The organism is Vibrio sp. 1167 (assembly GCF_033340375.1).
In the GTDB taxonomy this organism is placed as follows: Bacteria; Pseudomonadota; Gammaproteobacteria; order Enterobacterales; family Vibrionaceae; genus Vibrio; species Vibrio alginolyticus.
The window spans coordinates 570,408-596,688 of the sequence record NZ_JAWOWK010000001.1 but is presented as its reverse complement, the minus strand read 5'-3'; the positions used below and the strand labels follow the sequence as shown (position 1 = coordinate 596,688).

31 protein-coding genes are annotated in these 26,281 nt (G+C 44.8%); 13 read left to right on the top strand and 18 right to left on the bottom strand.

The annotated features are described in order from the left end of the window. Positions 1-27: 27 nt before the first annotated feature. Positions 28-498, top strand: a complete 471-nt coding sequence (locus tag R7Z78_RS02655; protein WP_064354947.1) for a GNAT family N-acetyltransferase — start codon at positions 28-30, stop codon at positions 496-498. Between the two features lie 80 nt (positions 499-578). Beyond that, a complete protein-coding gene (locus tag R7Z78_RS02650) occupies positions 579-1,037 on the top strand; it encodes a GNAT family N-acetyltransferase (protein ID WP_064354946.1) in 459 nt (152 codons plus the stop codon). Between the two features lie 34 nt (positions 1,038-1,071). On the opposite strand, the gene R7Z78_RS02645 is transcribed toward R7Z78_RS02650, so the two are convergent. After that, entirely contained in the window at positions 1,072-1,584 is a 513-nt protein-coding gene (locus tag R7Z78_RS02645) for a DUF2799 domain-containing protein (RefSeq protein WP_064354945.1), read from the bottom strand. Between the two features lie 260 nt (positions 1,585-1,844). Between R7Z78_RS02645 and R7Z78_RS02640 the strand changes: the two genes are divergently transcribed. The 4 genes from R7Z78_RS02640 to R7Z78_RS02625 all read left to right on the top strand — a co-directional run bounded on the left by R7Z78_RS02640 (position 1,845) and on the right by R7Z78_RS02625 (position 5,828). Continuing rightward, a complete protein-coding gene (locus tag R7Z78_RS02640; protein WP_064354944.1) occupies positions 1,845-2,555 on the top strand; it encodes a response regulator in 711 nt (236 codons plus the stop codon). Next, positions 2,555-3,997: a two-component system sensor histidine kinase CreC gene (creC, locus tag R7Z78_RS02635; RefSeq protein ID WP_104976423.1), complete on the top strand. Its 1,443-nt coding sequence runs from the start codon at positions 2,555-2,557 to the stop codon at positions 3,995-3,997. Before R7Z78_RS02640 ends, creC begins: the two co-directional genes overlap by 1 nt. A gap of 75 nt (positions 3,998-4,072) precedes the next feature. Next, entirely contained in the window at positions 4,073-5,413 is a 1,341-nt protein-coding gene (creD, locus tag R7Z78_RS02630; protein WP_064354942.1) for a cell envelope integrity protein CreD, read from the top strand. Then, positions 5,400-5,828 carry a DUF2809 domain-containing protein gene (locus R7Z78_RS02625; protein ID WP_064354941.1) on the top strand — a complete coding sequence of 143 codons (429 nt, stop codon included), beginning with the start codon at positions 5,400-5,402 and terminating at the stop codon, positions 5,826-5,828. The genes creD and R7Z78_RS02625 overlap by 14 nt, the downstream gene beginning before the upstream one ends. A 239-nt stretch (positions 5,829-6,067) precedes the next feature. Here R7Z78_RS02625 and R7Z78_RS02620 read toward each other — a convergent pair whose 3' ends face one another. Further along, on the bottom strand, positions 6,068-6,742 hold the full coding sequence (locus R7Z78_RS02620) for a fructose-6-phosphate aldolase (RefSeq protein ID WP_104976608.1): 675 nt from the start codon (positions 6,740-6,742) through the stop codon (positions 6,068-6,070). Positions 6,743-6,996: 254 nt separating this feature from the next. On the opposite strand from R7Z78_RS02620, the gene R7Z78_RS02615 reads away from it, so the two are divergent. Then, positions 6,997-7,938 carry a glycyl-radical enzyme activating protein gene (locus tag R7Z78_RS02615; RefSeq protein ID WP_104976424.1) on the top strand — a complete coding sequence of 314 codons (942 nt, stop codon included), beginning with the start codon at positions 6,997-6,999 and terminating at the stop codon, positions 7,936-7,938. Between the two features lie 2 nt (positions 7,939-7,940). Beyond that, on the top strand, positions 7,941-10,364 hold the full coding sequence (locus tag R7Z78_RS02610; protein ID WP_104976425.1) for a formate C-acetyltransferase/glycerol dehydratase family glycyl radical enzyme: 2,424 nt from the start codon (positions 7,941-7,943) through the stop codon (positions 10,362-10,364). Positions 10,365-10,448: 84 nt separating this feature from the next. On the opposite strand, the gene R7Z78_RS02605 is transcribed toward R7Z78_RS02610, so the two are convergent. Beyond that, entirely contained in the window at positions 10,449-10,994 is a 546-nt protein-coding gene (locus tag R7Z78_RS02605) for a TetR/AcrR family transcriptional regulator (RefSeq protein WP_017634429.1), read from the bottom strand. Between the two features lie 98 nt (positions 10,995-11,092). Here R7Z78_RS02605 and R7Z78_RS02600 point away from each other — a divergent pair, with 98 nt between their 5' ends. The 4 genes from R7Z78_RS02600 to R7Z78_RS02585 all read left to right on the top strand — a co-directional run bounded on the left by R7Z78_RS02600 (position 11,093) and on the right by R7Z78_RS02585 (position 12,639). Further along, the gene (locus R7Z78_RS02600; RefSeq protein WP_064354938.1) at positions 11,093-11,566 is read left to right on the top strand and encodes an HPP family protein; all 474 of its coding nucleotides are present in this window, start codon (positions 11,093-11,095) and stop codon (positions 11,564-11,566) included. A gap of 138 nt (positions 11,567-11,704) precedes the next feature. Further along, complete coding sequence (locus R7Z78_RS02595; protein ID WP_005374999.1) at positions 11,705-11,920, top strand: TIGR02450 family Trp-rich protein; 216 nt, start codon at positions 11,705-11,707, stop codon at positions 11,918-11,920. Positions 11,921-12,032: 112 nt separating this feature from the next. Next, positions 12,033-12,410: a PH domain-containing protein gene (locus tag R7Z78_RS02590; RefSeq protein WP_005386881.1), complete on the top strand. Its 378-nt coding sequence runs from the start codon at positions 12,033-12,035 to the stop codon at positions 12,408-12,410. A 10-nt stretch (positions 12,411-12,420) separates the two neighbouring features. Then, positions 12,421-12,639, top strand: coding sequence for a DUF6500 family protein (locus tag R7Z78_RS02585; protein ID WP_017634431.1), 219 nt, complete (start codon positions 12,421-12,423; stop codon positions 12,637-12,639). Here R7Z78_RS02585 and R7Z78_RS02580 read toward each other — a convergent pair. The 9 genes from R7Z78_RS02580 to fliD form a co-directional block, all read right to left on the bottom strand. Next, the gene (locus R7Z78_RS02580; RefSeq protein ID WP_005375002.1) at positions 12,636-12,923 is read right to left on the bottom strand and encodes a hypothetical protein; all 288 of its coding nucleotides are present in this window, start codon (positions 12,921-12,923) and stop codon (positions 12,636-12,638) included. The two genes, R7Z78_RS02585 and R7Z78_RS02580, sit on opposite strands and share 4 nt — an antisense overlap. 77 nt (positions 12,924-13,000) lie before the next feature. Then, positions 13,001-13,996, bottom strand: a complete 996-nt coding sequence (locus R7Z78_RS02575) for a flagellar motor protein MotB (protein ID WP_005375003.1) — start codon at positions 13,994-13,996, stop codon at positions 13,001-13,003. Further along, a complete protein-coding gene (gene motA, locus R7Z78_RS02570; RefSeq protein ID WP_005375006.1) occupies positions 13,996-14,853 on the bottom strand; it encodes a flagellar motor stator protein MotA in 858 nt (285 codons plus the stop codon). Before motA ends, R7Z78_RS02575 begins: the two co-directional genes overlap by 1 nt. Before the next feature lie 10 nt (positions 14,854-14,863). Next, the gene (locus R7Z78_RS02565; RefSeq protein ID WP_005375008.1) at positions 14,864-15,592 is read right to left on the bottom strand and encodes a FliA/WhiG family RNA polymerase sigma factor; all 729 of its coding nucleotides are present in this window, start codon (positions 15,590-15,592) and stop codon (positions 14,864-14,866) included. A 12-nt stretch (positions 15,593-15,604) separates the two neighbouring features. Then, positions 15,605-16,105, bottom strand: coding sequence for a flagellar basal body-associated protein FliL (fliL, locus tag R7Z78_RS02560; RefSeq protein ID WP_104976426.1), 501 nt, complete (start codon positions 16,103-16,105; stop codon positions 15,605-15,607). A 22-nt stretch (positions 16,106-16,127) separates the two neighbouring features. Next, positions 16,128-17,201 carry a flagellar hook-length control protein FliK gene (locus R7Z78_RS02555; protein WP_005375012.1) on the bottom strand — a complete coding sequence of 358 codons (1,074 nt, stop codon included), beginning with the start codon at positions 17,199-17,201 and terminating at the stop codon, positions 16,128-16,130. Further along, the gene (locus R7Z78_RS02550; protein WP_005375013.1) at positions 17,198-17,518 is read right to left on the bottom strand and encodes a hypothetical protein; all 321 of its coding nucleotides are present in this window, start codon (positions 17,516-17,518) and stop codon (positions 17,198-17,200) included. Before R7Z78_RS02550 ends, R7Z78_RS02555 begins: the two co-directional genes overlap by 4 nt. Continuing rightward, positions 17,502-17,888, bottom strand: a complete 387-nt coding sequence (fliS, locus tag R7Z78_RS02545) for a flagellar export chaperone FliS (RefSeq protein ID WP_005375014.1) — start codon at positions 17,886-17,888, stop codon at positions 17,502-17,504. The genes R7Z78_RS02550 and fliS overlap by 17 nt, the downstream gene beginning before the upstream one ends. Before the next feature lie 32 nt (positions 17,889-17,920). Beyond that, the gene (fliD, locus tag R7Z78_RS02540; RefSeq protein ID WP_005375015.1) at positions 17,921-19,267 is read right to left on the bottom strand and encodes a flagellar filament capping protein FliD; all 1,347 of its coding nucleotides are present in this window, start codon (positions 19,265-19,267) and stop codon (positions 17,921-17,923) included. A 416-nt stretch (positions 19,268-19,683) separates the two neighbouring features. Here fliD and R7Z78_RS02535 point away from each other — a divergent pair, with 416 nt between their 5' ends. Then, positions 19,684-19,971, top strand: a complete 288-nt coding sequence (locus tag R7Z78_RS02535) for a hypothetical protein (RefSeq protein WP_005375016.1) — start codon at positions 19,684-19,686, stop codon at positions 19,969-19,971. Positions 19,972-20,041: 70 nt separating this feature from the next. Here the strand turns inward: R7Z78_RS02535 and lafA are convergent, their stop codons facing one another. From lafA to fliQ, 6 genes are all read right to left on the bottom strand, one after another. Continuing rightward, on the bottom strand, positions 20,042-20,893 hold the full coding sequence (gene lafA / locus R7Z78_RS02530; RefSeq protein ID WP_005375019.1) for a lateral flagellin LafA: 852 nt from the start codon (positions 20,891-20,893) through the stop codon (positions 20,042-20,044). 300 nt (positions 20,894-21,193) lie between these two features. Then, positions 21,194-21,964: an EAL domain-containing protein gene (locus R7Z78_RS02525; RefSeq protein ID WP_005375023.1), complete on the bottom strand. Its 771-nt coding sequence runs from the start codon at positions 21,962-21,964 to the stop codon at positions 21,194-21,196. 19 nt (positions 21,965-21,983) lie between these two features. Next, positions 21,984-24,074 carry a flagellar biosynthesis protein FlhA gene (flhA, locus tag R7Z78_RS02520; protein WP_005375024.1) on the bottom strand — a complete coding sequence of 697 codons (2,091 nt, stop codon included), beginning with the start codon at positions 24,072-24,074 and terminating at the stop codon, positions 21,984-21,986. Positions 24,075-24,105: 31 nt separating this feature from the next. Continuing rightward, positions 24,106-25,233, bottom strand: a complete 1,128-nt coding sequence (flhB, locus tag R7Z78_RS02515; RefSeq protein WP_005375025.1) for a flagellar biosynthesis protein FlhB — start codon at positions 25,231-25,233, stop codon at positions 24,106-24,108. After that, complete coding sequence (gene fliR, locus R7Z78_RS02510) at positions 25,230-26,006, bottom strand: flagellar biosynthetic protein FliR (protein WP_005375027.1); 777 nt, start codon at positions 26,004-26,006, stop codon at positions 25,230-25,232. Before fliR ends, flhB begins: the two co-directional genes overlap by 4 nt. Beyond that, on the bottom strand, positions 26,006-26,275 hold the full coding sequence (fliQ, locus tag R7Z78_RS02505; RefSeq protein ID WP_005375036.1) for a flagellar biosynthesis protein FliQ: 270 nt from the start codon (positions 26,273-26,275) through the stop codon (positions 26,006-26,008). Before fliQ ends, fliR begins: the two co-directional genes overlap by 1 nt. Positions 26,276-26,281: the final 6 nt, after the last annotated feature.

Sequence of the window (26,281 nt, the reverse complement as noted above, 5' to 3'; positions counted from 1 at the left end):
TTGAGCATAAAAACAACAAGGAAGATTATGATTACTATTGAAAAGTATTCGCCTGAGCGACATAAACAAACTTGCGAACTTAGCGTGCTAGAAGAGCAATCGCAGTTTACGGTCGCGGATGTGGGTGAAATGCTTACATGTCTTGAACCTACAGAACTTCCGCATCTGATTTTGGCAGACGATGACGTGGTTGGCTTTTTTCTATTTGATGCAGCTTACAGCGAGAAATACGATTTTTGCCCGAAAAACAGTTTAGGCGTGCGTGCTTTGCTGGTGGATCATCGCCATCAAGGTAAAGGCATCGCCAAGCAAGCAATTCGCTTGTTTGGGGACTTTGTTAAATTGCACTATCCAACGTTTGAGTTTCTCTACCTAACGGTTAACTGCCGAAATGTGCCAGCTTATCAGTGTTACCTCAAAGCTGGTTTTGAAGATACTCATGAGCTCTATCATGGTGGTCCAGTTGGACCCCAACACATCATGCGTCAGGCGCTGTAAAAAGGGCTTAGTAAAGATTGTATCCACTCAGCTTTTGCAATAAATTCGATGCAATTAAATGAATAAATCAAGGAAGATATGTGAAGATTGAAGTCGATAATTTAGAAAGACCAGAAGTCATCGCGCTGTTAGAAGAACACTTACAAGATATGTATGCCACGTCACCGCCAGAGAGCGTACATGCGTTAGACCTGGATAAACTAAAACTACCAGCCGTAACGTTCTGGACTGGATGGAAAGATGAGCAGCTGTTGGGGTGTGCTGCGATTAAAGAGTTGGATGGCCAACACGCGGAGCTGAAATCCATGCGCACCACGCCAGCGGCAAGAAACCAAGGAGTGGCATCTCAATTATTGATTCATGTGATTGAGCAAGCGAAGCAAAAAGGCTTGCAGCGCTTGAGTTTAGAAACGGGCTCGATGGAATTTTTTAAACCTGCGCGCCTGTTGTATGAAAAGCATGGCTTTGTGTACTGCGAGCCGTTTGGGGATTACGAACTCGATCCGAACAGTCAATTCATGACCCTAGAACTGAGCTAGGGCCATGAATTTTTAGAAGCTAAATCCAATCGATTTAGAAATTCAGATTCAAGTTGATGGTTGGCGACAACAGGTCTGAACGCTCGTCAGCCAATCGCTTTCTCTTCTCTTTCAGACGTTTGGCATTGTCTTTGTCTGGGTTGCCATCAAGTTGATTATCGATGACGGAGATTTCAGTATCGATTTCTTGGATGCGTTGCTGGCGTTGATATTCTTGATGACCTAACTGGTAGTTTTCAATGAACTCTTTGCTGCTGCACACGCCGTAATATTCTTTGCCTTCGATACCGACAGTGTAACCATTGTCTGGTGAGCAATATAGGATAGTGCCTTTATCAAAGCCTTCTTTCCATTTCGCTCGGTCTGGTGTCACACCCGCTTCACCACAGTCTTCGGTATAGCTATTGATAACGTTTGGATCGTTGCCGTCTCGGCCATCTTGATAACCTACCTTGTACCAGTTCGCCGTCTTGCACTCATCCGGAGACATGCTGGCGCAACCAGAGAGCAAAGTGAGTAAAGCTAGGGGGATTAGCGCTCTTTTCATCAGTTACTGTCCTTTAAACAAAATCGAATTGATAACTCGAGTGTAAAATGAACACTGTTCATATCAATGGTTGAAATCATTGTATTCACAATTGTAGTGACTCATCAGTGTGAGTGATAAGTCCACCACGCTGAATGAGAGGGTGTTTGATTAATATTATTCACGGATTTTGCCTTTGTGGTATCAATCCGATAGCCTTTGCGCCAAAGTAAGTGAACAAGATGTGCATCTAAACAAGTATCGTCAGTGAGGTTAGAACATTGAGCGACCAATCAACCGTCGTCATTATTGAGGATGAATCTGCCATCGCAGAGAACCTGATTCATGTATTAGAGATGGATGGCTACCACGCAGAGTGGTTTGTAACGGCAGGAGAGGGCTTGGCCTTTTTGCAGCATAACTCTGCAGCGTTACTTGTGTTAGACGTAGGCTTACCGGATGGCAATGGTTTTGAATTATGTAAAACCATCCGTGAGTTTTCTGATATTCCCATTATCTTTCTCACCGCAAGAAGCGATGAAATTGACCGCGTAGTCGGCTTGGAGATTGGCGCGGATGATTACGTGACTAAGCCATTCAGCCCGCGTGAAATGTTGGCTCGCATTAAACTTCGAATCAAAGCTAAAGCGCCAATGATGGAGCACAAACCAGAGCCTGTAGCTGTTCCAGAACAACCTCATTTGAACCATGATTTAGTCGCGCAAAACTTCGATTATGGTGTTGGCGGGCAAATGCTTGGGTTAACTGCGGTGGAGTTCAAGATCCTCGATAAACTGATTTCTGTCTCTTCCAATGTATTGAGCCGAGAGCAGCTCATGGTCGCGGCAGACATGGCGCCAGAGGCCGCATACGAGCGCAATATCGATACTCATATCAAAGCTATTCGCCATAAGTTGAAGCCGTTTGGGATGTCTGAACGCATCTGTACCAAGCGTGGCTTTGGTTACTTCTACTGCATTAAAGGTGAATGATGAATCGCTGGCCGAAGATCCCTCTTGGACTCAGACTGTTTTTTCTCTACTTCATCTTAGTCGGGATGACGGCTTACATGGTGAGCAAAACTGTCGTCCAAGAACTTAAGCCAACCGTGCGTCAAACCACTGAAGAGACGCTGGTGGATATGGCGAACTTGCTCGCGGTATTGGCAGAAGAGGACGTTGCAAACGGAAAGTTGTCTGAGAGTCGCTTCTCCAAACTGCTAGCGGCTTATGGGCAGCGAGAACCTCAAGCGCGCATTTGGGAAATTGGCAAAAAAGCGATTAACCATCGAATTTACATCACCGACAAACAAGGCATTGTGATTGCGGATTCTTGGCAGCAAGATGTTGGCAAAGACTATTCGCAATGGAACGATGTGTATCTCACGTTGCGTGGTCAATACGGTGCGCGCAGTACCATCGAAGACCCGAAAGATCCGCTCTCAACCGTTATGCACGTTGCTGCACCCATTTATCACAAAGGCGAAATCATTGGCAGCGTGACGGTGGCAAAATCCAATCGCTCAGTACAACCCTTCATCGATCTTTCTAAACGCAATGTGCTGTTTTGGATGGTGTGGATGAGTGGTTTAGTGCTATTGGCAGGGGCATTGTTTGCTTGGCGAATTCACTCGGCACTGAACAAGCTAGAAGACTACGCGACCAAAATGGGTGAGGGCGAAAAGGTCTCTAAGCCGACATTTCGTATCTTTTATGAGTACGGCACGCTAAGCGACGCATTAGAGAAAATGCGCAACCAGCTCGATGGCAAACAGTATGTGGAAGAGTACGTACAGACGCTGACTCATGAGCTGAAAAGTCCGTTATCAGCGATTAAAGGCGCGAGTGAAATATTGCAAATGCCGTTGCCTGAAGAAAAGGTCACACGCTTTGCTGGCAACATTGAGCGAGAAAGCGATCGCATGCAGTCATTGATTGATAAGCTGCTAGAACTTGCTCGTCTTGAAAAGCGCCCTGAACTAGAACAAGTCGAAGCTATCTCGCTAAAACAAATGGTCAATGAAGTGGTTGAATCGGCGGATGCGCGTTTGAGTGCTAAGTCGGTCACTGCCAAAATCCAAATTGATGACCATCTCTCCGTGTTTGGTGATGCCTTCTTGCTGAAACAAGCCGTTTTTAACTTGATGGACAATGCGCTGGATTTTGTTGATTCGGAGGGATGCATTGAATGGAAAGCTGAGGTCGCGAAAGAGAAAGTGTGCTTGTCGATTTTCAATTCAGGTCCTCACATTCCTGACTATGCGATGCCTCGTTTGACCGAGCGCTTTTATTCCCTCGCTCGGGAAAATGGTGTTAAGAGCACTGGGCTCGGGCTGAATTTTGTTGAGCAAGTGATCAAGCTGCACAAGGGTAAGTTGCAAGTCGAAAACGTCGATTCTGGCGTGAAAGTGACGCTGGTTTTACCAACTCCATAGAAACTCCACGTTAGCTCCATTCGTTCTCCAAATTGCTGATTTAGATTACTCCCATCAGCAAATGGAGAATGAAACATGAAAAAGATCCTCAATAACCAACTCGGCACGAAGTTCGCCTTCGTGCTGTTTTTGTTTGTCTTACTGCAAATCCCGCTTTCAATGGTCACAGGGCTGATCTCAGAACGCTCATATCGCCAAGATGAAGTCAGAAACGACATCGCACGCAGCAGCAGCGGCGAACAGCGCATCATTGGTCCGTTCATCATGGTTAACTACACCGAAACCAGTTACCGAGATGACAAAGTACAGATTAAAGAGCGTCGTAAATTCCTCCTACCTAGCACTTTTGATATGAGCGCGAATCTGGACAGTTTTGAAAAGTACCGAGGCATTTACCGCGCGCGTTTATACAAAGCACAAGTGGCACTGAAAGGCACTTTCGATGCAGACGAGCTCGCGGCGTTGCAGGGGCTTGATATTGACAACATGAGCCTAGTGGTTGGCATTGAAGACAGCCGCGGATTGATTCGTTTGGATGACATGACCATGGCGAGCTCTGATATCGAAGTCGCACCGGGAACAGGGTTAAATCAGCTACCACAAGGCTTCCACAGTGCTCTGACACTCGCAGACCTAAACGCAAAGCAACCTTTGGCTTTCGATCTTAACTTCTTGCTGCAAGGTATGGGTCAGCTTCAAGTCACACCAATCGGCAGTCAAACAACGGTTGAATTCTCTTCAACTTGGGCACATCCAAGCTTTATCGGTGATTACTTACCAGTTTCGTCAGAGGTATCTGAAGATGGATTTAAAGCACAATGGGCGAGCAACAACTTCTCAACCAATATCGCGCAGCTGTTCCAAAGTTGTTTGTCATCGAATCACGCTTGTCACGAGCTTGAACAGCGACAAATGGGCGTAGATTTGATTGATCCCGTAGACCACTATTTGAAATCTCACCGAGCCGTTAACTATTCACTGTTGGTTATTACATTAGTATTTGCGAGTTTCTTCTTGCTGGAGCTGTTCCAAGCGCGTCCGGTTCACCCAGTGCAATACGGTTTTATTGGTCTGGCTTTAGCGCTTTTCTATCTATTGCTGATTTCGATGAGTGAACACCTCGGCTTCAACTGGGCGTATGTGGTGTCAGCAGTCGCATCGACGGGGCTTTTAAGTGTGTACGTGAGCGGTATGTTGAGCAACACCAAACACGGCGCGATATTCGGAGCGTGTTTGCTTACTCTCTACGGATTACTGTTTGGCTTGCTACAAGCAGAGAGTTACGCATTGGTAATGGGGACATTACTGTGTTTCGCGATTTTGAGCTTCACTATGGTCATTACACGCAACATCGACTGGTACGCACGAAATAAGAAAGCGGAAGAAAGCGCAAAGGCGAATCATGAAGATGTTTAAACGAGCAATTCTCACAGGGCAGCCAAGCAATATGTTGGAAGAAACGTGCGCTATCCGCCTGCAATTTTCTGCAAAAAATGGACTGAAAAGCTTGGTGTGTTTTATCACATTGGTCGTTATTGCGCTCTATGTTCGAGACAGCTTTATTCGTCCGACATTTGGTGATGTTCTGGTTGTGGTTTGGCTCTACTACTTTCTTGCAAGCTTGTTCTCCATGCCCGTTAACTGGATGGTTTCACTGGTGGTGTTGATTGCGTTTGCCGTCGAGTTGGGGCAATTGCTTCAGGTCGCAGCTTGGCTTGGTATCGAATCTTCATCGCCTCTGGCTGTAATTTTGGGCGCCACATTTGATTGGAAAGATCTGCTGGCTTACTGCATCGGAGGTCTACTGTGTTGGTGGATGGAAAAGAAATGAAAACCGAGATGAAAGCCATTGTGCTACCAAACCGACTCCGCCATTCCAAACGAGGTATTCGTAAGAGGGTCAAAATCAGTTTACTCAAGCGCGTGTACCTTTGGTCACTGACCAATAGAGAACTGCTGTAAACCTCGCCTCTTTATATGAAATACAAAAAGGGAATCTTAACTCACCGGCGCACAGGGTGAGTTAAGATTCCCTTATTATTGACTAAGATATTGAGTTCTTACTTTTAATTAGCTTTCAAATGAAAGTTTCTCGCCGAACGTCTCTTTCCAGTCTTTATCGAACTGTTCAACCGCAGGTTTTACTGCTGGGTGAGCGAACATTTGCGCTGCCACATCGGTTGGCAATGTAATGGCTTCGATGCCCAGTTTCATCACCTCCATCGCTTGTTGAGTGTTCTTGAAGCTGGCTGCCAAAATCTTCGCTGGTAGTCGGTTTTGATCGAGCAACAATTGAAGATCCGCGACCACTTCAACACCGTTGCCGTTCATCGCATCAATGCGGTTTACGTAAGGTGCTAGGTAGTCTGCACCGCACAGTGCCGCAAGGAAACCCTGTTGAGCTGAATAGATAGCGGTAGCAAGAACCTGAATTCCCTCTTTTTTCATTAGCTTAATTGCCGCTAAGCCGGTTTCTGTTGCTGGCACTTTTACCACCATATCGTAAGGCAATTCATTCAATTGGCGTGCTTCTGCCACCATGCCTTCGACGGTTGAACTCACGACTTGAGCGTGAAAGCGAGGTGTACCGCCAAGTGCTTCTTGCATGCCTGCTAGGGTTTCATTCAGTCCCTGTTTTGACTTCGCCAAAATGCTTGGGTTTGTCGTCACGCCTTTTAGCGGTAGGCACTGGTTAAAGCGTTTTACTTCTGCCACATCAGCAGTATCTAAATAAAGTTCAATCATGGTTTCTACCTTAAACAAAATCTTCGTTTTGATGATGGGATCACTATAGATCTGACAATCGAACGAGATCTTGATTTTGATCAATTGAAATTTCATTTGAAACTATAATAATTTCATTAAATGAAAGTTAAGTGAAACTTGTAAACGCTCAAATGAAGCTTTCAGTTCGAACAAAGAAAAGCCGCTGATAAGACTTGACCAGCAAGAAACGGATTAAGTACACAGCGGTAGCACAGACCAAGAGGCAAGCAGAGATGTATTTCAATATCCAACGATTCTCTACCCATGATGGCGATGGCATTCGTTCCATTCTTTTTCTTAAAGGATGCAGCTTGTCTTGCCCTTGGTGTCAAAACCCAGAAAGCCGCAGCGAAAAGCATTCACTGTTGTTTGATCAGCGAAGCTGTATGGAAGGTTGCCAGCTGTGCGTTTCTGCTTATCAAGCCACAACTCTAACCACGGAGGGTAGTGAAACGATGGGTGATGGTATTCAACGTATCGACAACCAGATCATCATCAATCGCAAAGCCATCAAAGAAGACCAACTGATCGCGCTGCGCAATGTCTGTCCGACGCAAGCACTGACCGTTTGCGGTGAAGAAGCGAAATCAGACATGCTGTTCGACACCTTAATGAAAGACAAACCTTTCTACGATCAAAGCCAAGGTGGTGTGACTTTCTCCGGTGGTGAGCCACTCATGCAAGCGGATTTGGTGGCAGAACTCGCGCAGCGTCTGCGCGACAACCAAGTCTCTACCGCTATTGAATCGTGCATGCATGTGCCGTGGAAGAACGTCGAAAAAGCCGCGCCGCATATCGATTGTTGGTTGGCAGATTTAAAACACACCGATGAAGAAAAGTTTCTTAGTTGGGCGAAAGGTTCACTAAAACGCATCAAAGACAATTTCCGAAAACTGGCACCTATCGCGAAGCGCATTGTTATTCGTGTTCCCGTTGTGCCGGGGTTCAATGACACCATCGAAGAATTGAAAGACATCATCGATTTTGCGGCTTCACTAGAAAGCTGCCAAGAACTTCACTTGCTGCCGTACCACACGCTCGGCATCAATAAATACCGTTTGCTCGATATGCCTTACGAGTGTTCTGACAAGCCATTAAACAAAACAGAACTGCTAGAAAGCGCCATGCAATACGCAAGCGAAAACACCCAACTTAACGTGATTGTAAGAGGTTAACTATGGACCTGAATTACCTTCCTGAGCGTATCAAAGCGCACAAATCGGCACTGGTAAATATCGTAACGCCACCTGTCTGTACCGAGCGTGCAGAGGCATACACTCGTGCTTATCAAGCAAACGAAGACAAACCTGTAATTGTCCAACGTGCGCTAGCACTGCAAGAGCACTTACGCACTCGTACTATTTGGATTAAACACGATGAGCTAATCGTCGGTAACCAAGCGAGCAAAGTACGCGCTGCGCCTATTTTCCCAGAATACACAGTGCGTTGGATTGAAGCGGAAATTGATGAGCTAGCCGACCGTCCTGGTGCAGGCTTTGCGGTCACTGAAGAAGATAAGCAAAGCATCCACAGCATCACACCGTATTGGCGCGGTAAAACTGTTCAAGACCGTTGTTATGGCTTGTTCACTGATGAGCAGCAAGAAATCTTAGCCAGCACCATCATTAAAGCTGAAGGCAACATGACTTCGGGTGACGCGCACCTTGCGGTGGATAACGAGAAAATCTTGAAGCTAGGCATGAACGGCTTGTTAGAGGATGTTCGTCAGCACCGTGCTAACAATGATGTTTCGACCTTTGAAGGCTTGAAGAAAGAGCAGTTCTACAAATCGGTCGAAATCGTACTGCTTGCGATTCAAGATCACATGGTGAGCTACGCTGAATTGGCGGCAAAAATGGCGTTAGAAGAGACACGCCCGCTGCGCAAAGCTGAGTTAGAAAGCATTGCGGCAAACTGTCGTCATGTCGCGAGCCACGCTCCAGAAAACTTCTGGCAAGCACTGCAATTGAGCTACTTTGTTCAATTGATGCTACAAATCGAATCGAACGGTCACTCGGTTTCTTCCGGTCGTATGGACCAATTCCTCAACGAGTTTTATGTTCGCGATATCGAAAACGGCGCGATTGAAAAAGACTTTGCACTAGAGCTTTTACAAAGCTGCTGGTTGAAGTTGCTTGAAGTAAACAAGATTCGCTCTGGTGCACACTCAAAAGCATCGGCAGGTTCTCCGCTGTATCAAAACGTGTGTATCGGCGGTCAGAAGTTGAATGAAAAGGGTGAGCCTGAAGATGCAGTGAATCCACTTTCTTGGGCGATTCTGGAATCTTGTGGTCAGTTACGTTCGACGCAACCTAACTTGAGTGTGCGTTACCATGAAGGTTTAAACCAAGAGTTCTTAATGGGCTGTATTGAAGTGATTAAATGCGGCTTCGGTATGCCAGCGTTCAACAACGATGAGATTGTTATTCCTGAATTCATCAAGCTTGGTGTAGAGAAAGAAGACGCTTACAACTACGCATCTATCGGCTGTATCGAGACCGCAGTTCCGGGCAAATGGGGTTACCGTTGTACGGGCATGAGCTTCATTAACTTCGCTCGTATCTTGCTAGCTTCATTGAACGAAGGTGTGGATGCAACAACGGGTAAAGCTTTCTTGCCACACGATAAGTCATTAGCAAAAGGTAACTTTGAGAACTTTGAGCAAGTGACAGCTTCTTGGGCAGAGCAAATCCGCTACTACACCCGTAAATCGATTGAGATTGATACGGTAGTGGACAGCGTGCTTGAACAGCAGGCACAAGACATCTTCTGTTCAACGCTAGTGGATGACTGTTTGGCTCGCGGTAAAACCGTGAAAGAAGGCGGCGCGAAATACGATTGGGTATCTGGTTTGCAAGTCGGTATCGCAAACTTGGGTAACAGCCTAGCTGCCATCAAGCACCTTGTTTTCGATGACGCGCAAATCACCCAACCAGAGTTGGCAAAAGCATTGGCAGAAGATTTCGACGGCATGGAGAACGAACAGCTTCGCCAACGTCTTATCAACTTTGCACCAAAATACGGTAACGATGATGACGCAGTAGACCAACTACTGGCAGACGCTTACCAAGTGTACATTGATGAGCTAGAACAGTTCGTTAATACGCGTCATGGGCGTGGTCCAATTGGCGGCGGTTACTACGCAGGTACATCAAGTATCTCGGCAAACGTCCCATTCGGCGCTTCAACCATGGCAACGCCGGACGGTCGTAAAGCGAAAACACCATTGGCAGAAGGTGCAAGCCCGTCGTCTGGCTCAGACCGTTTAGGTCCAACAGCTGTGTACAACTCGGTCGGTAAGATCCAAGCGAATAAGATCCTTGGTGGCGTGCTGCTTAACCAGAAGTTAAGCCCGGCGGCGGTTGAGTCTGAAGGGGATAAGCTCAAGCTCTCTATGCTGATTCGCACCTTCTTCAACCACCACAAAGGTTGGCACGTGCAGTACAACATCGTCTCTCGCGAGACCTTGTTAGCCGCGAAGAAGAACCCAGAGCAATATCGTGATCTTGTTGTGCGAGTTGCAGGCTACTCAGCCTTCTTTACCGCGCTATCACCAGATGCGCAAGACGACATCATCGCACGTACTGAGCACGAGCTGTAAGTACAATCACTAACTAAAACGAAAGGCACCGATTGGTGCCTTTGGTTTGAATACTTAATCCGCAAATGACTATACCTGAACGCATTAAAGCTTGTGCAAAATGGTCACGCATTTCTTCGTGACGTTGTCGTATTCTTTCGTCATGTAAGCGGTAGTGATCGCGCCCTCTTTCATGAAGCAAATGGCATCGAGTAATGAAGCGTTGTCTGATTTGAGATAGCGTTGAATTAGCTCTCTGACTTGCTGCTTATGGTAGCGGCAATACGTTGCGATCTCGCCACTGTCGTCACTGAATTCCGCGGACGTATTGATGAAAAAGCAACCGCGAAACTCGCCCAACTTTTCTTCAGAGCCATGAAACCAGCCGTTGAGTGCTGTAAATAACTGATCGATCACTTCCGCGCACGTTTGTGCTGAAGAAAGCTTTTCCTCCAACCATTCCATAAATATTTCGTGGCGTTGTTCTAATGCGGAGATGATAAGTGCTTCTTTGCTCTCAAAATGGTTATATAGCGTGCGTTTAGCCACGCCGGAAACATTGAGGACTTCATTGATGCCAATAGAGTTTATGCCTTGTTTGTAAAACAGTGACAAAGCTGTGTCGATCAATAACTGTTTCTTTTTGTTCATAACTACGTCCTCAAAAAGTTCCATAAACACATATTGACAAAGGTAGACAGGTTTGTCTATTTTATTTTGTAGACAATTCGGTCTACTTTGAGGTGTTTATGAATAATTTAATTTTATCGTTGGTTGCCGGGCTTGGCGCTACGTTGGCTATTGGTGTGTTGTCTTACGCCGAGGTATCTCTTACTGAGGTAGTACTTCTCATGGCGCCATTTGGTGCTACGGCGGTGTTGGTGTTTGGGGTGCCTAGCAGCCCTCTCGCTCAACCCAAAAACGTGATCATTGGTCACTTCATCACGGCCTCTATCGGTATTGCGTTTAGCCAGTATGTTGACGTCACGCCGGTCACGCTCGCGATTGCGACGGGGCTAGGTGTGTCTGCGATGCTGATTACGAAGACCACTCATCCACCTGCGGGTGCAAATCCAATTTTGATCATGGCGTCTGGGCAGGGATGGAGTTTTCTCTTCACGCCTGTCCTGATTGGCGCGGTAGTGATTGTTCTGGTCGGTAAAGGGTTACAGTTGCTACAAAATCAGTACCTAAACCCTCGACTGAATGGTCAGAAGACCTAGTCGGATTGTAGTTAGAGCCGCGAAAGGGAGTGATCTCTTTTGCGGTTTTATCTTTTGTCGGTTTGCAAAAACAAAATCTGATTCTCTCTTGGTATTCAGTCGTATACATCAACATGGTAGTTAAATTGGTACAATGCGATGAACAGAATCCACCCTAAGAAACTATTGCACAGTAAATGGACGGCAATTTCACCTAAAAACAAAGAGAAGCATTTTGTCGTGACAGAAATGGAACTAGATGAAGATGGTAACGTTGTGAGATGTGTCATCGAGGCAGTCATGAGTAAACGCGACCGAGAGATGAACTGGCAAGACCTAAAAGACTCTGAGCAATGGATGCAAGGGTGGAAGTGAGTGACGCTTTGTTGTTGGGCGAATCAAGCAGAAACGTGCGTTGCGAGTAGGCAAAAGTGGTGCTATCTGATACGTTGATAATTCGTTCTAACGCCCACTCAAAGGATTAATTATGATTGATTTCGACAATTCCTCTGTATTTAAGCTTAAGCCGATTGACGTTTCTAATGCCAGAGAAGACTTCCTTAAGTTCTTGATTGATGGTGAGACTATTTTCGCTGCTTTTAAAACAGTTCGTGACCAAGTGGTGTTTACGAACAAGCGAGTGATAGCGGCAAATGTGCAAGGGATTACCGGCTCAAAAGTGGATTACACTTCTTTGCCTTACAGTAAGATCAATGCATTTTCTATCGAGACCTCTGGTACTTTTGATTTGGATTGTGAAATCGAGTTCTTCATGAGTGAGGTGGGAAGAGTGCGTTTTGAAATTAAAGGCTCGTTTGATTTGATTTCTTTCAACCGTATGGTTAGTGAGTATGTACTAGGTTAAGGGATTAGAAATGAGAGCTTCGCTGAGAGACAAAATTATAGAGGTCTGTGACAAAAAGATCGCGAGTAAAGGTGAATTGGTTGGTCTCTCATTTTATGCGTTTTTCGCTAATAAAAATGACGACCCAGAGCTGTTGATGGAAGCGGCTACGTGGTGGATTCAGACTCATCAGCTCGACCACTTCGAAAAAGCAGTAAAAATAAAATCAATGGTCGAGTCGGGGAGCTAAATTAAAAAAAAGAAGTAAAGAAAGCAGACAAATGCTAATAACGTTGCGGATAAAACAGGGTAGATAATGTAAGAGTCCTGCTTGTTGGTTCGTTGAAAACATAGCGAAACAAGTAAGACGTTATAAACTACAAGTAACAAGCTGATCATGGTTCCGCTGTTTAGTGTCATACTTGATAGCTGAGTTAAGAAAAACGCCAATAAAAGGTAATCGAAGACAATGAGCCATAAAAAGGCTTTCTTTAGTAAGTCGCTTTTTCTTTTTTCGGATGATGTTATGTGCATATAGAACTCAACTAAAAAGTCACAGTAACAGAGGCTTTGGTTAGAGAGGTCACCAAAAGAGTGGTGACCTTTTAAGATTATAATTCTTGAATTTTTACTTCGCTGGTGGCGGTATCGCCGGAGTAATTGATGACTTCTTGACGAATGACTGGTTGGTTGAATTCAGCCTTATCTTTCGCTTTTTGCAGTTCGCTTTCTTGGTGGTTGCCAAAAAGGGTCTCAAGCACTTTAGCGGCAGGAGTCGTTAAAACAAACAGCTCAATACGACGGTTTTCGCTAGAATCTGGCTCATCAGGATTAAGCAGCGCTCTATCTGACATACCCGTTACCTGCATTACTCTATCATCCGGCATACCGCCTTCAACTAACGTATTTCTTGCTACGTCTGCTCGAGAGGCTGATAACGCCCAGTTAGATTGACGACCAAAACGCTTTTTAAATGGAATTGCATCTGTGTGTCCGCTGATGATCAGAGGGTTGTTAACACGATGAAATACAGGTGCTAGTGCGAGCAGTAAATCTTCAAAAAAAGGAGTAAGTTCTGCACCACCACGGCTGAACATGTGCTGTTTGTAATCATCTTGAAGGACGATACGCAAACCTTGTGGTGTCACCGTGACGTTTACATTTCCCTGCGCATTAATTTGGGCAGTCATTTGCTCAATTACTTTCGCTAGTGCGGCAAGTTGCTCTTGAGTATCGAAGTTACCAGGAATCAAAGAATCAATTTCTGGTCCATCCCCATCACCTTTGAAGTAGGAGCTTACCACATGGTTGGAGTTGTGTTTACTTGGCACAGAAGAGTCCTGTGCCAAGTCGATAGGAGAAATACTTTGTGACGTATCAAATGGGTTGCCGTAACTCTTGTCGAATACGCTTGAACTATGCAAGTGGGCAACAATCGCTTTACGCTCTTCTTTGTCTACCACCTGCATAACCCAAAGTACAAGAAACAGCGCCATTAGGGCGATCATGAAGTCAGCAAACGCGACTTTCCACGCGCCGCCATGAGACGACTCATCATGGCTGTATACTTTGGCACGTTTGAACACTACATGCTCTTGTTTTTGCATTATCCCTCCTGTTCAGCTAACCACTTCTCCATTTGGTTGAATGTTGGTTTGATGTCTAGCTGAATATGTTTACGACCAGCGTCAATGGCGAGCAATGTCGGCTTTTTCGCTACGTAGGCAACCAAGGTTGCACGAACGCACTCAAAAGCAGTCATATTACGTTTTACTCGCTGAGCCATGGCGTTACTTAGTGGATCTAAGCCACAGTAACAACCGAAAATACCAATGAATGTACCAACGAGAGCTGCCGCAACGTGATAACCAATCATAGCGATTGAGCCATCAATAGCTTGCATGGTGATAATGATGCCACCAACTGCTGCAAGAATACCGAAGCCAGGTAGTGCTTCTGCTGTACGCTGTAGTGAGCGTGAAGGTAAAAGCATTTCGTTCTGTATTGCTTCGATTTCTTGCTCTAGCAGTCCCTCTAATTCATGAGGCGACATCTGTCCCATTGCCATTAAACGTAAATTGTCAGTAATGAAAGAAATTAGGCGATGATCTTCTGCGATCGTCGGGTAAGCGAGGAACATAGAGCTTTGCTCCGGAGCCTCAATATGAGAATCCAGAAACTTGTATCCGCGGTTTCTCGCTGTCTCTAGCAAGTTGTTGAGTAGTGCCATTAATTCCATGTAGTACTCATGCTCTTCTGTTGGACCTTTAATGGTCGCTGGCACTTGGCGACGCATTTCTTTCAGTACATGAGGCGGATTACCGATGATCAGAGAACCAGCAGCGGCGCCAATAATGATAAGGAATTCGGCTGGCTGCCAGATAGCACCTAAGCTACCACCGGCCCACATATATCCACCGAAGACGCACACCAGGATAGTGAGCACTCCAAAAAACTTTTGCATCTTGTGACTCCTAAGAGGACATTAATTGGTTGAGTTGTTTCAGCGCTTGTTTGTGAAGCTGACATATACGAGGTGGTGTCAGATCCAATACCAGAGCTATTTCGTGTAAGTTGAGTTCATGTTGATAGAACAGAGTCAGGAGCAGTTGATCACGCTTAGGTAACTTACCCAAAGCACTGTCTAAACTACGACGAATATGTTCATGTTCCATGCCATCGTATTGTCCGCCAATGTAGCTATCACCGCTGCTCTCCATCAGTTGATCAAGGCTTTGCATCTCGCCTGCGAGAGCGGCATTTTGACGGTTGTAATAATCTTGCTCATTCGTCCCTAAAGCCTGGATGATTTCGGCATCCGTTGGCATTCGACCTAACGTTCGAGTGAGATCTCGAGTCACGTCGTTGAGCTCGTGGGCTTGTTGACGAGTCTTACGTGAACGCCAATCTAGTCGGCGTAATTCGTCTAAAATAGCTCCCCGAACTCGACAAACGGCGAAAGCAGGAAAGTGAGGATCGTCAACATCGCCATATCGGCGTCCAGCCTCGACTAGAGCGATAAGGCCTATCTGCTGCATATCTTCAATACTACAGTGAGAAGTGGCATGAACGCGCAGCTGGTTAACTACGCGTTTTACCATGACCTGATGACGTTGTAGCAATGCGTTTTCATCAATTGGTCGTGACGGTGTTGTCACTTCCTCTTCTGTGGTGTAAGTGTCTTGTACATTCATGTCTAACATGGTTGTGCTCCGTTATTGCACAACATATTTAGTCAACAAAACATCGTCGATTTCTCGGACGATGTCTGTTTTAGCAAAAGCGAGTAGAAGCGTTTGCTTCACTTCGTCTTGCAGAATATCGATGGCACCCGCTTGCTGTAACTGATCAAACGTTTTGTCGCTAAACAGTTTTAATAGAGAGTTTTGTACCATAGGCATGTATTCATCGATCTCTTTGATACGCTCTGGGCGGCGTGTCTCAATTGCCAGTTCTAGCATCACAAAGTGAGTCTGTTTCTTGCCTTTAACGGTCAAAACGACTTTGTCCAAAGGATGGAAGCTAGGACCTTTGCTTGTCGGTTGTTCTGTGACCAAAAAAGACAGTGGAGAGTCTTCGATCAGTGAACCAGAGTCAGGTGACTCTTGAGCGTGTTTGTTTAAGTACCAGATTCCGCCAATAATTGTGACGGCCGAAACGAGGGCACTGGTGATGATCATGGCGATAAACAGGGCGATCATTTGTTGTTTGGTCATAACCTTTTTCCTCGAAGATTTACTAAGCTTGAGTGCTTAGCCAGTGTTCTGAATAGTTAGTTGTTGTCGTGGTTTGGAATGCACCAGATTCTCGTGCGGCGAAAATATTGGCGTCTTCTTCGTTTGCATGTGGGTCATTTCGACCTTGGTTTTGATCAGAGCCAACATTGACATCGACATGAACGAAGTTTTGCTCTTGTAACTCAGTACGCAATCGTTCCGAAACTTGCATTAAAGCTTCTCGTGTTGCTGCGGCATTGGCGTTGATGTGGACACTCAATCGGTCACCTTCAACACGTACAAGTAAATCCAATTTCCCTAAGTCTGGTGGGTCTAGGCGGATTTTTGCTTCTTGTACATTTTGTTGAGCTTGGAGCGTCACGCGATCATGTAATACTTGCATCATTTGCTCCCCCCACTTTCCTGCAGTGGTATCAACACGCACCGCTGCCCACTCAGAGCCTTGAGCTTGAACATGACTCGTCGCAACCGGTGAATGTGCAGGTTGTGTTGTAGGAGCTTGTGCTTGAAGTAGAGATGCGGTTGGTTGCCCTTGAACAGGTTGATTCAAAAGAGTTTGAAACTCAGCACCGGAGATAGGCAAACGCGAACTCGATGAAGTCGGCAGACTTTGCTTCACATCTTGTTTTGATGATGTGTTTAACATAGCGTTAGACGAATCTTGAGTAACAGACTTAACTTCGCTCGCAGTCATTAAAGATGACGCTTTTCCTAGTTTCTCAGCCTGCTTCTCTGCCATGGTAATCATACCCTGGGTTAAAGCTTGAGCTTGCGCTGCAAGATCAGTCGATTCTGTTAACCCTAGTGTACTGGTCAAGTTGGCATCCGGATCTGAAGCTGAGCGGTCATCAGTATCAAAACCATGACTTTGTACTTTGTTTGCGCTGTTCAAAGTAGAGGCCGTAAGGTGAAAACTCGGTACCGCTGACGCAGAGTTAAAGTCTTGCTCACCATTCTGCTTGTTCCCTGATTTAAAACCATGAGAAAAGCCGTGTACCGAGTTCGCTTGCTTGATGTGACCCTCATTGTTAGCTGGCGAATTACCCGAGTGCTGAGTTGAAGAAGGTATGATCATTGAGTTAGCTCCATGGTCATTGCTAATTGATAGGCCATAGCGCGTTCTTGATGGTCATTGACCATGTTCATCTCTTTTTTCAACTCGTTGGTCGACTTCTCTAATACTGCGAAGGCATTAGCGTGCACTGTTTTCGCTCGCTGGATTTCAGGTGCAAGCTTAGGATCTTTCAAAAAAGGCTTGTGACTGATCAAAAGCTCTCGCAACTGCAAGTCGTACCGCTTGAGCGCATGCCAATCGGCCGTTTTTGCGGCGAACTGGATGAGCTGAGATAAATGACGGAATCGCTCTGGCGATACTTTATGCTTGTTGTCCAAAATTCATCCAACCTTCACGAATGTTACCCATTACACGCTCAACGTTAACCAAGCGATTTGCATCGTTTTGCACGCTAGCGTAATAAAGTTCGACTTGGCAGAAGTCATACAGCTGGCGTAGGTTTTCCGCAATTTCACCGCCGTTTTCATCATCTAAAGCACTTGTTAGTCCAATCAAGATGTTCATGCATTTGTTGATTCCATTCCCTTTCTCGGCCAAACGATTTGCGGCTAGGTGGCCGCGAATACGTTCAACTTCATCGAGTAGGCCATCGATTAACATGATGACCAATTGGTGTGGATTTGCTGCTGCCGCTTGAGCGTCGAGATCGACTTGTTGGTACGAATCGTAACCAGAATCCATAAGCATGAATATTTCTCCTAAATTTGGAACCAAATGTCTTATTTTTGAGCATTAAACATGGACATGGTTTGGTTCATTTGGGTCATAATTGAATTCATTTGAGTGAATTGTTTGAGATAGCGGTTGTACGACATTTCGTACTTACGCTCTAAATTGGTTTGTTTATCTTTGATTCGGTCTAAGCTTGACTGTATTGCGTCTTTACGCGTGCTGAAGGTTCCTGATGAGAACTTCAAGAAAGGCTCTACCATCGCGTCAAGAGAATCTAGCAAAGCGTCATCCCCATTAAACAACGCCTCTAAGCCTGCGCTGTTTGTTTGTTGAGCTTCTTTGAACTTTTCTTGATCAACTTTCATTTTACCGTTGCGGTCTAGGCTCACGCCGATTTCGCTTAGGCGCATACCATTGTGTTCACCTCGGATTAACCCCGTTAACTGACTCTCAATAGAACGCAATGTCGAGTCGCTAGCGAGCACGCCGCGTTTCTGATCTTCACCGCCAATTTGGGTGTACTGATCGATAGTCGAAACAAGGGCATTGTAGGTTTCCACAAACTTATCTAGTTGTTCTTTAGTGCCTTCGCTATCAGCTCCAATTTTTAAACCGATTGGCGAATCTCCCGCGGCTTGCGGTTTAGATACGGTAATGTCAACACCGTCGATGACACCTTCAAAAGTATTACTTGCGTTGGTTAGTTTCAGGCCTGAGTCTTTTGCACCTAGCCACATAACCGCATCTTGCGGAGCGTTAATTTGCTTGAGGTTGGTGAAGGCGTCTTCAAACCACGCTTGGCCAGTACCCGATGCAGATACGTTGATCTTATTTTCGACACCAGTCTCAGTGCTCGATAGCATAAAGTGTGTTTGACCATTCGAGCGAACTAGAGTGGCGTTAACGCCAGGGTTATCCGTGTGATTGTTAATCGCACTGGCTAAATCGCTGATCGTTGCAGTGCCGTCACCATTAACATCAACGGAGGACAAGTCTAGAGTCATTGTTTCACCGTTGATGGTGAATTCTAAAGATCCAGTTGTTGGTACTTCTGTCGTTGCCTCAAGGTCTGCAGGCATACCTGTAGATACTTGATGCGCCGTTGCCACTTTTTCTACAAAAATCTGATAGTTACCCGTTAGCGCTTTAGCATCCGCGTTTGCAGTAAAGTTACCTTCTTGAGAGAGTGTCGCACTGTTTTTGATGATGCTGTTTGTGCTGTTATTCATCTCTTTCATTGCAGTACGAAAATCACGTAGTGCGCTTTCAACTTTATTAAAAGCTGACAGTTGTGACTGGTACACATTAGCTTGCGCTTGGTAACGGTTTTTGAATGGGTTTGTGTCCAATTGTGCGAATTGGGTTGCCATTTTTACTGGGTCTAAAGAACTCATGAGGTGTGCTCCTCTCATCTCTTATTGGCTTGAATACTTTGAATGCTACGCCTTAGTTTAATTATCAGTGGCAAGATGCGTGCCGTATATTAAATTCAATTAAAACAAAGGTTTAGAGCTATTTTGTTTTCTTGGGAGGAAGTGGTGTTTCCACCTTGTTTGTTCCGCCTTCCTCCATGGAAAAAGTAATTTCCTTATAAGAAAAGGCGACCTAAACAAAGAAAATATTTAATTGTATTGACGGTTCTAATTAGGAGAGATGTTTTAATTAGACGTTATATTCAGCCTTTACTTCAGCTTGATTCAGATAATTCTTACAGAGTGCATTAATTGCGTTCTGATATTATTTTTGATAGTGCGATGTGCAAGTGTTCTCACTAAAAATTAAATTTTTTACGTTTCAAAGAATGTCAGTTATGAATGAATTTGCGTTACGATTGATGAAATGTGCTCGTGCATATGAAGAGTTCATTAACAAAAAACTATTAAGTAAACAGAGCATCAATTCTGATGAGATAGCTAGTATCTTAAAGGAGGCTAAGTTCAATTTTCCTGAACTTAGAGATAGTAAAATAGGAAGCAAATTAGAGACGATAGAATTAGAACTGTTTAATAAGGTTTTATTTAATATTATGTTGAAATTCGGATTCAGAGTGCCTGAATCTCACAAAGATAATACGAGCTCTATTTATATTCGTAGATAAAAATAAAGCCTTCCATAGGAAGGCTTTATAATTAAGACGATTTAAATTAAGCGCACTATTAACTAAGTAATTAGCGTAGTAGTGACATTGCCATGCTTGGAAGCTGGTTAGTTTGAGACAGAACAGTTGTACCTGCTTGCATCAACATTTGGTTCTTAGTCATGTTTGAAGACTCTACTGCAAAGTCTGTATCCATGATACGACCTTTAGATGCTGTAACGTTTTCTACCATGTTACCAAGGTTAGCCATAGTGTGCTCAAGACGGTTGATGTTCGCACCGAAGTCTGCACGAGAGCTACCAATTTTTTCTACTAGACCGTCAGCGCCGCTGATTTTGTCTAGTGCTGCTTTTGCTTTAGTCGCGTCATCGATACCATCTGTAATTGCTGCATCAGCAAGAATAGTAGTGATTTCACCGATACCTGCGCTTGCGCTTACAGTCAATGTTTCAGCAGAAGATGCACCGATTTGGAATGTTACGTCACCTGCACCGAAGCCGCCGCCTTTAAGAAGGTTTTGACCACCGAACTTAGTGTTGTCTACGATGTTGTTTAGTTCTGCAGTAAGCTGTGTGAACTCTTTGTTAAGAGACGCACGGTCTGTTGCACTGTTTGAACCGTTCAACGATTGTGTAGCAAGGTCGTTCATACGGTAAACGATGTTTGTCATTTCATCCATCGCACCTTCAGCAGTTTGCATCATAGAGATGCCGTCTTGTGCGTTACGCATTGCTACTGACATGCCGCGTGTTTGCGCTTCTAGACGGTTAGCAATTTGAAGACCAGCAGCGTCATCAGCAGCTGAGTTCACACGGTAGCCTGTGCTTAGACGTTCCATTGCTGTGTTTAGAAGTCCGCTTGTTGTGTTCATTGTGTTTTGAGTTACAAGCGAAGCGTAGTTAGTGTGCATTGATAAAGCCATCTTAGTCTCCTTAGTTAGTCACTATATCTTTCAGGCCTCGGGATATTCCCTTGTCACTAACTAGAGGCGGTCGGTCGGCTTTAATGATTAATTTGAAAATTAAAAAATTTCTAAAAAAGATAAAAATTGATGATTTTTAGTGATTTGTATTCCATGAAAACCGGGAAAATCATCATATAAGCCTAAATTTTTAGTTAAGTTAAAGAAACTATTGCCCAATGATCTTGTGGTTATCCGTTATAAATAAAAAAACAGCACGAATAAATCGTGCTGTTTTAAATATAAATGGTTGAGTTTCAACTATTCCTCATCAAAAGACTGAAAGGAGAGAGAGGTTGGGATATCGCTGAAATAACCAAAATAATAACTGGCACCCAATAAACGATAACGGTTAAGTTCCGTTTGACTCGCTACACGTCCGGCAACCCAAGTATATTTATGCTTTCTTAAGAACTTAGCAATAGGTAGGAAAGCGTGTCTTTCTTCTTTATCTTCTAGTGTGACTGACAATTTGATCATATCGGGACTAAAGTCTGCGACGCGCTCGAAGTTCACTTGCGATGTCGCGACTTCAAACCAAAGTGAATATGCATTCTCTTTTAACTTTTTGGTGAGTGTGGCGACTTTATCACGATCACATAACGTTTCATCAGCTTGAAGAGAAGGAATCACATGTTGAAAAGCAGAAGAGTGGAATTGAATCGTCTGTTCGAGAAAATAAACCCCAGGCTCCCACAGTAATGCATCCACGCGAATCGGCACGACAACATTACTAATCAAGTCGTGATGAAAGGCTTCTAACTGAAATTGTGTTTGTCTTAGTGCAAGGTAAAGACTGAACAAATCCAGGCAGTACTGCATTTGTTCAGAGAGTTTGAATTGATAGACACTTTGTTCTCCACGCATACCAAATCTCAACGTCAGGTGTTGGAATTCTACTTCCCCTGATTGAGCTTCCCTAATTGCTTGGCATGCGTGTTGGACATCATTGTGTTTTAAAGCATCAAAGACTAATTGATCGTCATCCGTGACGATGTGTTGTACTGCGAGACCAACCAAATGTTCGTACATCGCATGTGTTGAAATAAGATTAACCAAGGTTTCCTACCACATTGATTTGTTTGTTTTCTGGGATTTCGTTGTAAGACAATACTGCTAGCCCTTGTGTAAATGTGCGAGCGTAACGCGCTAGAAGAGGGCGCAGCTGTGGCATAACGAGAAGGATCGGAGGTAGCCCCTGTTGTTTAAGCTGTTGTCTGATCAATGGCAAGTTTTGTTGGAACTGACCAAGAATGTTTGGCTCAATTGGGAAGCTATCTAGTGTTACCGTACCAGAAGATTGTGCTTGTTGCAGTGAAGTTAGTAGCATTTGTTCTAACTCATCAGACAGTGCGTAGACATTTAATTCGTTCTTTTGTCCTGCAATTAAGTTAACAAGCGTACGCTTTAGTGCACAGCGTACATCAGATGCAAGTAGGATCGGGTCCTTTGTATTTTCCGCGGATTCCAACATTGTGTTGGCAATCGTGCGAATATCTTTTAGTGGCACTTGGTCCAATAAAAGCTGACGATATACTTTCAGCTGCTGCGCTGGATTAAGTGCTGCTGCTAATGCTTCTGCTAGTTTCGGGGCTTGTTGTGTCAAACGCTGGGTTATTGCTTCCACATCGTCGTGCGTAAACAACTCTGCAAGGTTTGTCTTCATGATTTTACTAATATGAGTGGCAATAACAGTGCCATCATCGACAACTTGGTAACCCATATTAAGTGCTTTTGCTTTATCTTGATGCTCAATCCACACAGCTGGCAACTGATAAGCAGGATCGCTACCCAAAATGCCATCTACCTCACCGTAAGTTTCGCCAACCGCTATCGCCATTAAACGCTCTGGTTCAATAAAGCCTTGCTCAATGACTTCGCCATTTAGAGAAATTGTGTATTGGTTTGGCTTGAGGCTCAGGTTGTCACGAATACGAACTTCAGGTAATAAAAAGCCAACTTGTTCAGAAAGGTTTCGACGCACACCGCGGATACGTTGTGATAAAGGAGCCCCTTGTTCTTTGTTGACTAGATGGACGAGTCGGTAACCAAGCGCAAGTGATAATGTTTGGACGTGAGGAATATCATCCCATGTCAGCGGTGTATCATCGTCTTGCATCGCTTGTGAAAGTGCTTCGACCTCTTCAATCTGGGAGTCTTGCACTGGCTTCTTGGTTTGACGCCACCCTGCGAACGCTAATGCGCCAGCAAACGCAAAAAAGGCTAGGTGTGGCATACCCGGTACCATACCGATTACCGCCATAATACCTGCGACAGTAAATAGCGTTGCAGGAGTTGCCAGTAATTGCTTTTGCATGGTTTCCGACATGCCATTATCGCTATCATTAATTCGCGTAACGATAATCGCGGCAGCCGTTGCCAATAGTAGTGAAGGAATTTGAGCAACTAGACCATCACCGATTGTGAGTAGGGCATAAGTTTTAAAGGCGTCAGACGCAGCGAGTCCATGCTCGAAGACACCAATACTAATACCACCAATGATATTGATAAACAGAATCAACAAACCTGCGATGGCATCGCCACGCACAAACTTTGATGCACCATCCATCGAACCATGAAAATCGGCTTCGTTGGCGACTTCTTTACGGCGTAAGCGAGCCGTTTCCTGATCGATAAGGCCAGCGTTTAAGTCGGCATCAATTGCCATTTGTTTGCCTGGTAAAGCATCCAACGTAAAGCGGGCTGAAACCTCAGAAATACGTTCACCACCTTTGGTGATTACGACGAAGTTGATGATCATCAAGATGACGAAAACCACCATACCAACGACGTAGTTACCGCCAATGACGACTTCACCGAATGCTTGAATGACCTTACCCGCTGCGTCACCACCATTATGTCCTTCTAGGAGTACAATTCGCGTAGAAGCCACGTTCAATGTGAGACGTAATAATGTTGCGACCAGCAAAATAGTTGGAAAAACAGAGAAATCTAATGGTCGCTTTGCGGTTGTGCTGACGAGCAATACTAGAATTGCTAAGACGATATTAAAGGTAAACAGCGCATCCAGTAGCAGAGGAGGCAAAGGAAGAATCACCATTGCTAATATCATTAGCAAGACGATTGGAATGCCAACGTAGCCTTTGGTTGATGTTTGAAGTTGTTTTAACCGGTTAAGCATACTTTCGTGTCCTTGGATAAACGCGGGTTAATCAGTGCTGCAAATGTTTTGGAATCGAAAAATGAGGTAAAGGAATTGGCTCTTTTCCCTCACCTTTACGAAAGGCTTTCAATTGCAAAACGTAAGTAAGAATATGTGCCACTGCGATGTACAGTTGGCTTGGGATTGCTTGTTCAATCGCCGTCGTGTGATAAATCGAACGGGTAAGTGGCGGGGAGTTAATGATTTCCACTTTGTTTTCTCGGGCGATACGTTGAATGTGCATAGCAGTTTCGTCTACGCCTTTTGCGACGACAAAGGGCGCGTCAGAAAGCGAAGGCTCGTACTTCAGTGCGACTGCGTAGTGCGTTGGGTTTGTGATGATCACGTCAGCCGTCGGCACCATTTTATCGATCTTACGGCGCGCAAACTGTTGCTGTATTTGACGAATACGTTGCTTTACTTCCGGACGACCTTCATTATTTTTAAATTCCTCTTTCAATTCTTGTTTCGTCATGCGGAGTTCTTTTAGGTGTTCCCAACGCTGATAAGGAATGTCGATAACCCCAAATAACAACAAGGCGAAGCCCATTAAGAGTAAGCCTTCAAACAGAATGGACATTACTAGAGAAAAACCTTGGCTGAGTGGGAGGTTTTGCATGCCAAGTAATGGCTGTAAGTGGTTGTCTAAATAGCCATATAAGATGCCGAAGATCACGGCTACTTTGAACGTCGACTTTAAGAGCTCAACCACTGAGCGGGTCGAAAAAATGCGCTTTATCCCGCTCAAAGGATTAATTTTGCTGAGCTTTGGCATCACGTTCGCGGGACGGAACATCCAGCCGCCTAGCACAAGGCTACTACCACAGGTCACGATAATAATGACGGTAAACAATGGTAATAGCATGTCGATGATGACCGCCAAACTTTGTCCCAATTGCTCGACAAGTTGTTTAGGATTTTCTAGGTCGGCTCGCGTCAGCATCATGTTGTAGCGAAAGATCCCCGACATGCTTTCCCAAATACTATTAAGCTGAGAGTAAAAGTAGAGCGCCACCGCTAGAAATATCACCGCAGTAGTAAACTCTTTCGCGCGAGGAATTTGTCCTTCCTGGCGGGCTTTCTTTACCTTCTGCGGTGAGGCTTTTTCAGTTTTGTCTTGAGAAGATTGATCGCTCATGCTCCCCCCAACATAAAGTTACTCAAGTGTCTAATGGTGTCGTGAACGAGCGCCGTGTAGCGACCAGGAACACCAGAAACTGAGATTAATACGCTGAATAGACCCAGCAGCATCGTCATAGGAAAACCTAACGCATAGACATTAAGTGATGGTGCGGCTCGGTTCATTACACCAAAACTGATGTTGGCTAGAAGCATGGAAACAATAGCGGGCAAAGCCAAAGCGAGTGAAGAGGCAAACATCCAACCGAAAATATTGACAACACCTTGCAGAGAAAGCGATGTGATACCAGATCCGACTGGCCAAACAACAAAGCTTTGAATCACGATATCTATGACGAGTAAGTGTCCTTCTAGCGCAAGAAACAACAAGGTTGAGAAAATCAGAAATATGCGTCCCAAAATGGCGACAGAAAGCCCGTTAATAGGATCATTCATCATCGCCATACCTAAGCCCATTTGCAGAGAAATCACCTGACCAAGCATGGTGAAAACGTTAAAGAGCATGTGCAAAATTAACCCAAACATTACTCCCCAAATAGCTTGCTCAAAAGCAAGGAACAGAGAAGTCATAGAGAATAACTCGACTTGTGGCATGGGTGGCATTAACGGTCCAGTAATGACAACGATCGAGAGGGCCAGTAAAGTACGAACCCAAACAGGAATAATCGCATCACCAAAGAAAGGCATTGAAATAAATACGGCTCCCACACGAAAAAACGGCCACCAGAGTTGACCGAGTATCGCCGAGAGCTCTGCAAATGTGATGGCCATTAGCCAATCATCCCTGGTATGTTGTGGAACAAGAAATCAAACAGTTCCATGATCTTACGGAGCATCCAGTGACCTGCAAAAATCACCATTAACAAGGTAACGAGCAAACGTGGCAAAAAGCTGAGTGTTTGCTCGTTGATTTGTGTGGCAGCCTGAAATACGGCGATACACAAACCGACAATTAAGCCTGGAACAACCAATACGGCAACCATCAAAATGATCAGCCATACTGCATCGGAAAATAACGTTACGGTTAGTTCTGGGGTCATAACTGC

Excerpts from the sequence above, each read along its gene's own strand:
- R7Z78_RS02655 (WP_064354947.1), top strand. The coding sequence starts at position 28 with ATGATTACTATTGAAAAGTATTCGCCTGAGCGACATAAACAAACTTGC.
- R7Z78_RS02645 (WP_064354945.1), bottom strand. The coding sequence starts at position 1,584 with ATGAAAAGAGCGCTAATCCCCCTAGCTTTACTCACTTTGCTCTCTGGT.
- creC (WP_104976423.1), top strand. The coding sequence starts at position 2,555 with ATGAATCGCTGGCCGAAGATCCCTCTTGGACTCAGACTGTTTTTTCTC.
- creD (WP_064354942.1), top strand. The coding sequence starts at position 4,073 with ATGAAAAAGATCCTCAATAACCAACTCGGCACGAAGTTCGCCTTCGTG.
- R7Z78_RS02625 (WP_064354941.1), top strand. The coding sequence starts at position 5,400 with ATGAAGATGTTTAAACGAGCAATTCTCACAGGGCAGCCAAGCAATATG.
- R7Z78_RS02620 (WP_104976608.1), bottom strand. The coding sequence starts at position 6,742 with ATGATTGAACTTTATTTAGATACTGCTGATGTGGCAGAAGTAAAACGC.
- R7Z78_RS02615 (WP_104976424.1), top strand. The coding sequence starts at position 6,997 with ATGTATTTCAATATCCAACGATTCTCTACCCATGATGGCGATGGCATT.
- R7Z78_RS02610 (WP_104976425.1), top strand. The coding sequence starts at position 7,941 with ATGGACCTGAATTACCTTCCTGAGCGTATCAAAGCGCACAAATCGGCA.
- R7Z78_RS02605 (WP_017634429.1), bottom strand. The coding sequence starts at position 10,994 with ATGAACAAAAAGAAACAGTTATTGATCGACACAGCTTTGTCACTGTTT.
- R7Z78_RS02600 (WP_064354938.1), top strand. The coding sequence starts at position 11,093 with ATGAATAATTTAATTTTATCGTTGGTTGCCGGGCTTGGCGCTACGTTG.
- R7Z78_RS02595 (WP_005374999.1), top strand. The coding sequence starts at position 11,705 with ATGAACAGAATCCACCCTAAGAAACTATTGCACAGTAAATGGACGGCA.
- R7Z78_RS02590 (WP_005386881.1), top strand. The coding sequence starts at position 12,033 with ATGATTGATTTCGACAATTCCTCTGTATTTAAGCTTAAGCCGATTGAC.
- R7Z78_RS02585 (WP_017634431.1), top strand. The coding sequence starts at position 12,421 with ATGAGAGCTTCGCTGAGAGACAAAATTATAGAGGTCTGTGACAAAAAG.
- R7Z78_RS02580 (WP_005375002.1), bottom strand. The coding sequence starts at position 12,923 with ATGCACATAACATCATCCGAAAAAAGAAAAAGCGACTTACTAAAGAAA.
- R7Z78_RS02575 (WP_005375003.1), bottom strand. The coding sequence starts at position 13,996 with ATGCAAAAACAAGAGCATGTAGTGTTCAAACGTGCCAAAGTATACAGC.
- motA (WP_005375006.1), bottom strand. The coding sequence starts at position 14,853 with ATGCAAAAGTTTTTTGGAGTGCTCACTATCCTGGTGTGCGTCTTCGGT.
- R7Z78_RS02565 (WP_005375008.1), bottom strand. The coding sequence starts at position 15,592 with ATGTTAGACATGAATGTACAAGACACTTACACCACAGAAGAGGAAGTG.
- fliL (WP_104976426.1), bottom strand. The coding sequence starts at position 16,105 with ATGACCAAACAACAAATGATCGCCCTGTTTATCGCCATGATCATCACC.
- R7Z78_RS02555 (WP_005375012.1), bottom strand. The coding sequence starts at position 17,201 with ATGATCATACCTTCTTCAACTCAGCACTCGGGTAATTCGCCAGCTAAC.
- fliS (WP_005375014.1), bottom strand. The coding sequence starts at position 17,888 with ATGCTTATGGATTCTGGTTACGATTCGTACCAACAAGTCGATCTCGAC.
- fliD (WP_005375015.1), bottom strand. The coding sequence starts at position 19,267 with ATGAGTTCTTTAGACCCAGTAAAAATGGCAACCCAATTCGCACAATTG.
- R7Z78_RS02535 (WP_005375016.1), top strand. The coding sequence starts at position 19,684 with ATGAATGAATTTGCGTTACGATTGATGAAATGTGCTCGTGCATATGAA.
- lafA (WP_005375019.1), bottom strand. The coding sequence starts at position 20,893 with ATGGCTTTATCAATGCACACTAACTACGCTTCGCTTGTAACTCAAAAC.
- R7Z78_RS02525 (WP_005375023.1), bottom strand. The coding sequence starts at position 21,964 with ATGTACGAACATTTGGTTGGTCTCGCAGTACAACACATCGTCACGGAT.
- flhA (WP_005375024.1), bottom strand. The coding sequence starts at position 24,074 with ATGCTTAACCGGTTAAAACAACTTCAAACATCAACCAAAGGCTACGTT.
- flhB (WP_005375025.1), bottom strand. The coding sequence starts at position 25,233 with ATGAGCGATCAATCTTCTCAAGACAAAACTGAAAAAGCCTCACCGCAG.
- fliR (WP_005375027.1), bottom strand. The coding sequence starts at position 26,006 with ATGGCCATCACATTTGCAGAGCTCTCGGCGATACTCGGTCAACTCTGG.
- fliQ (WP_005375036.1), bottom strand. The coding sequence starts at position 26,275 with ATGACCCCAGAACTAACCGTAACGTTATTTTCCGATGCAGTATGGCTG.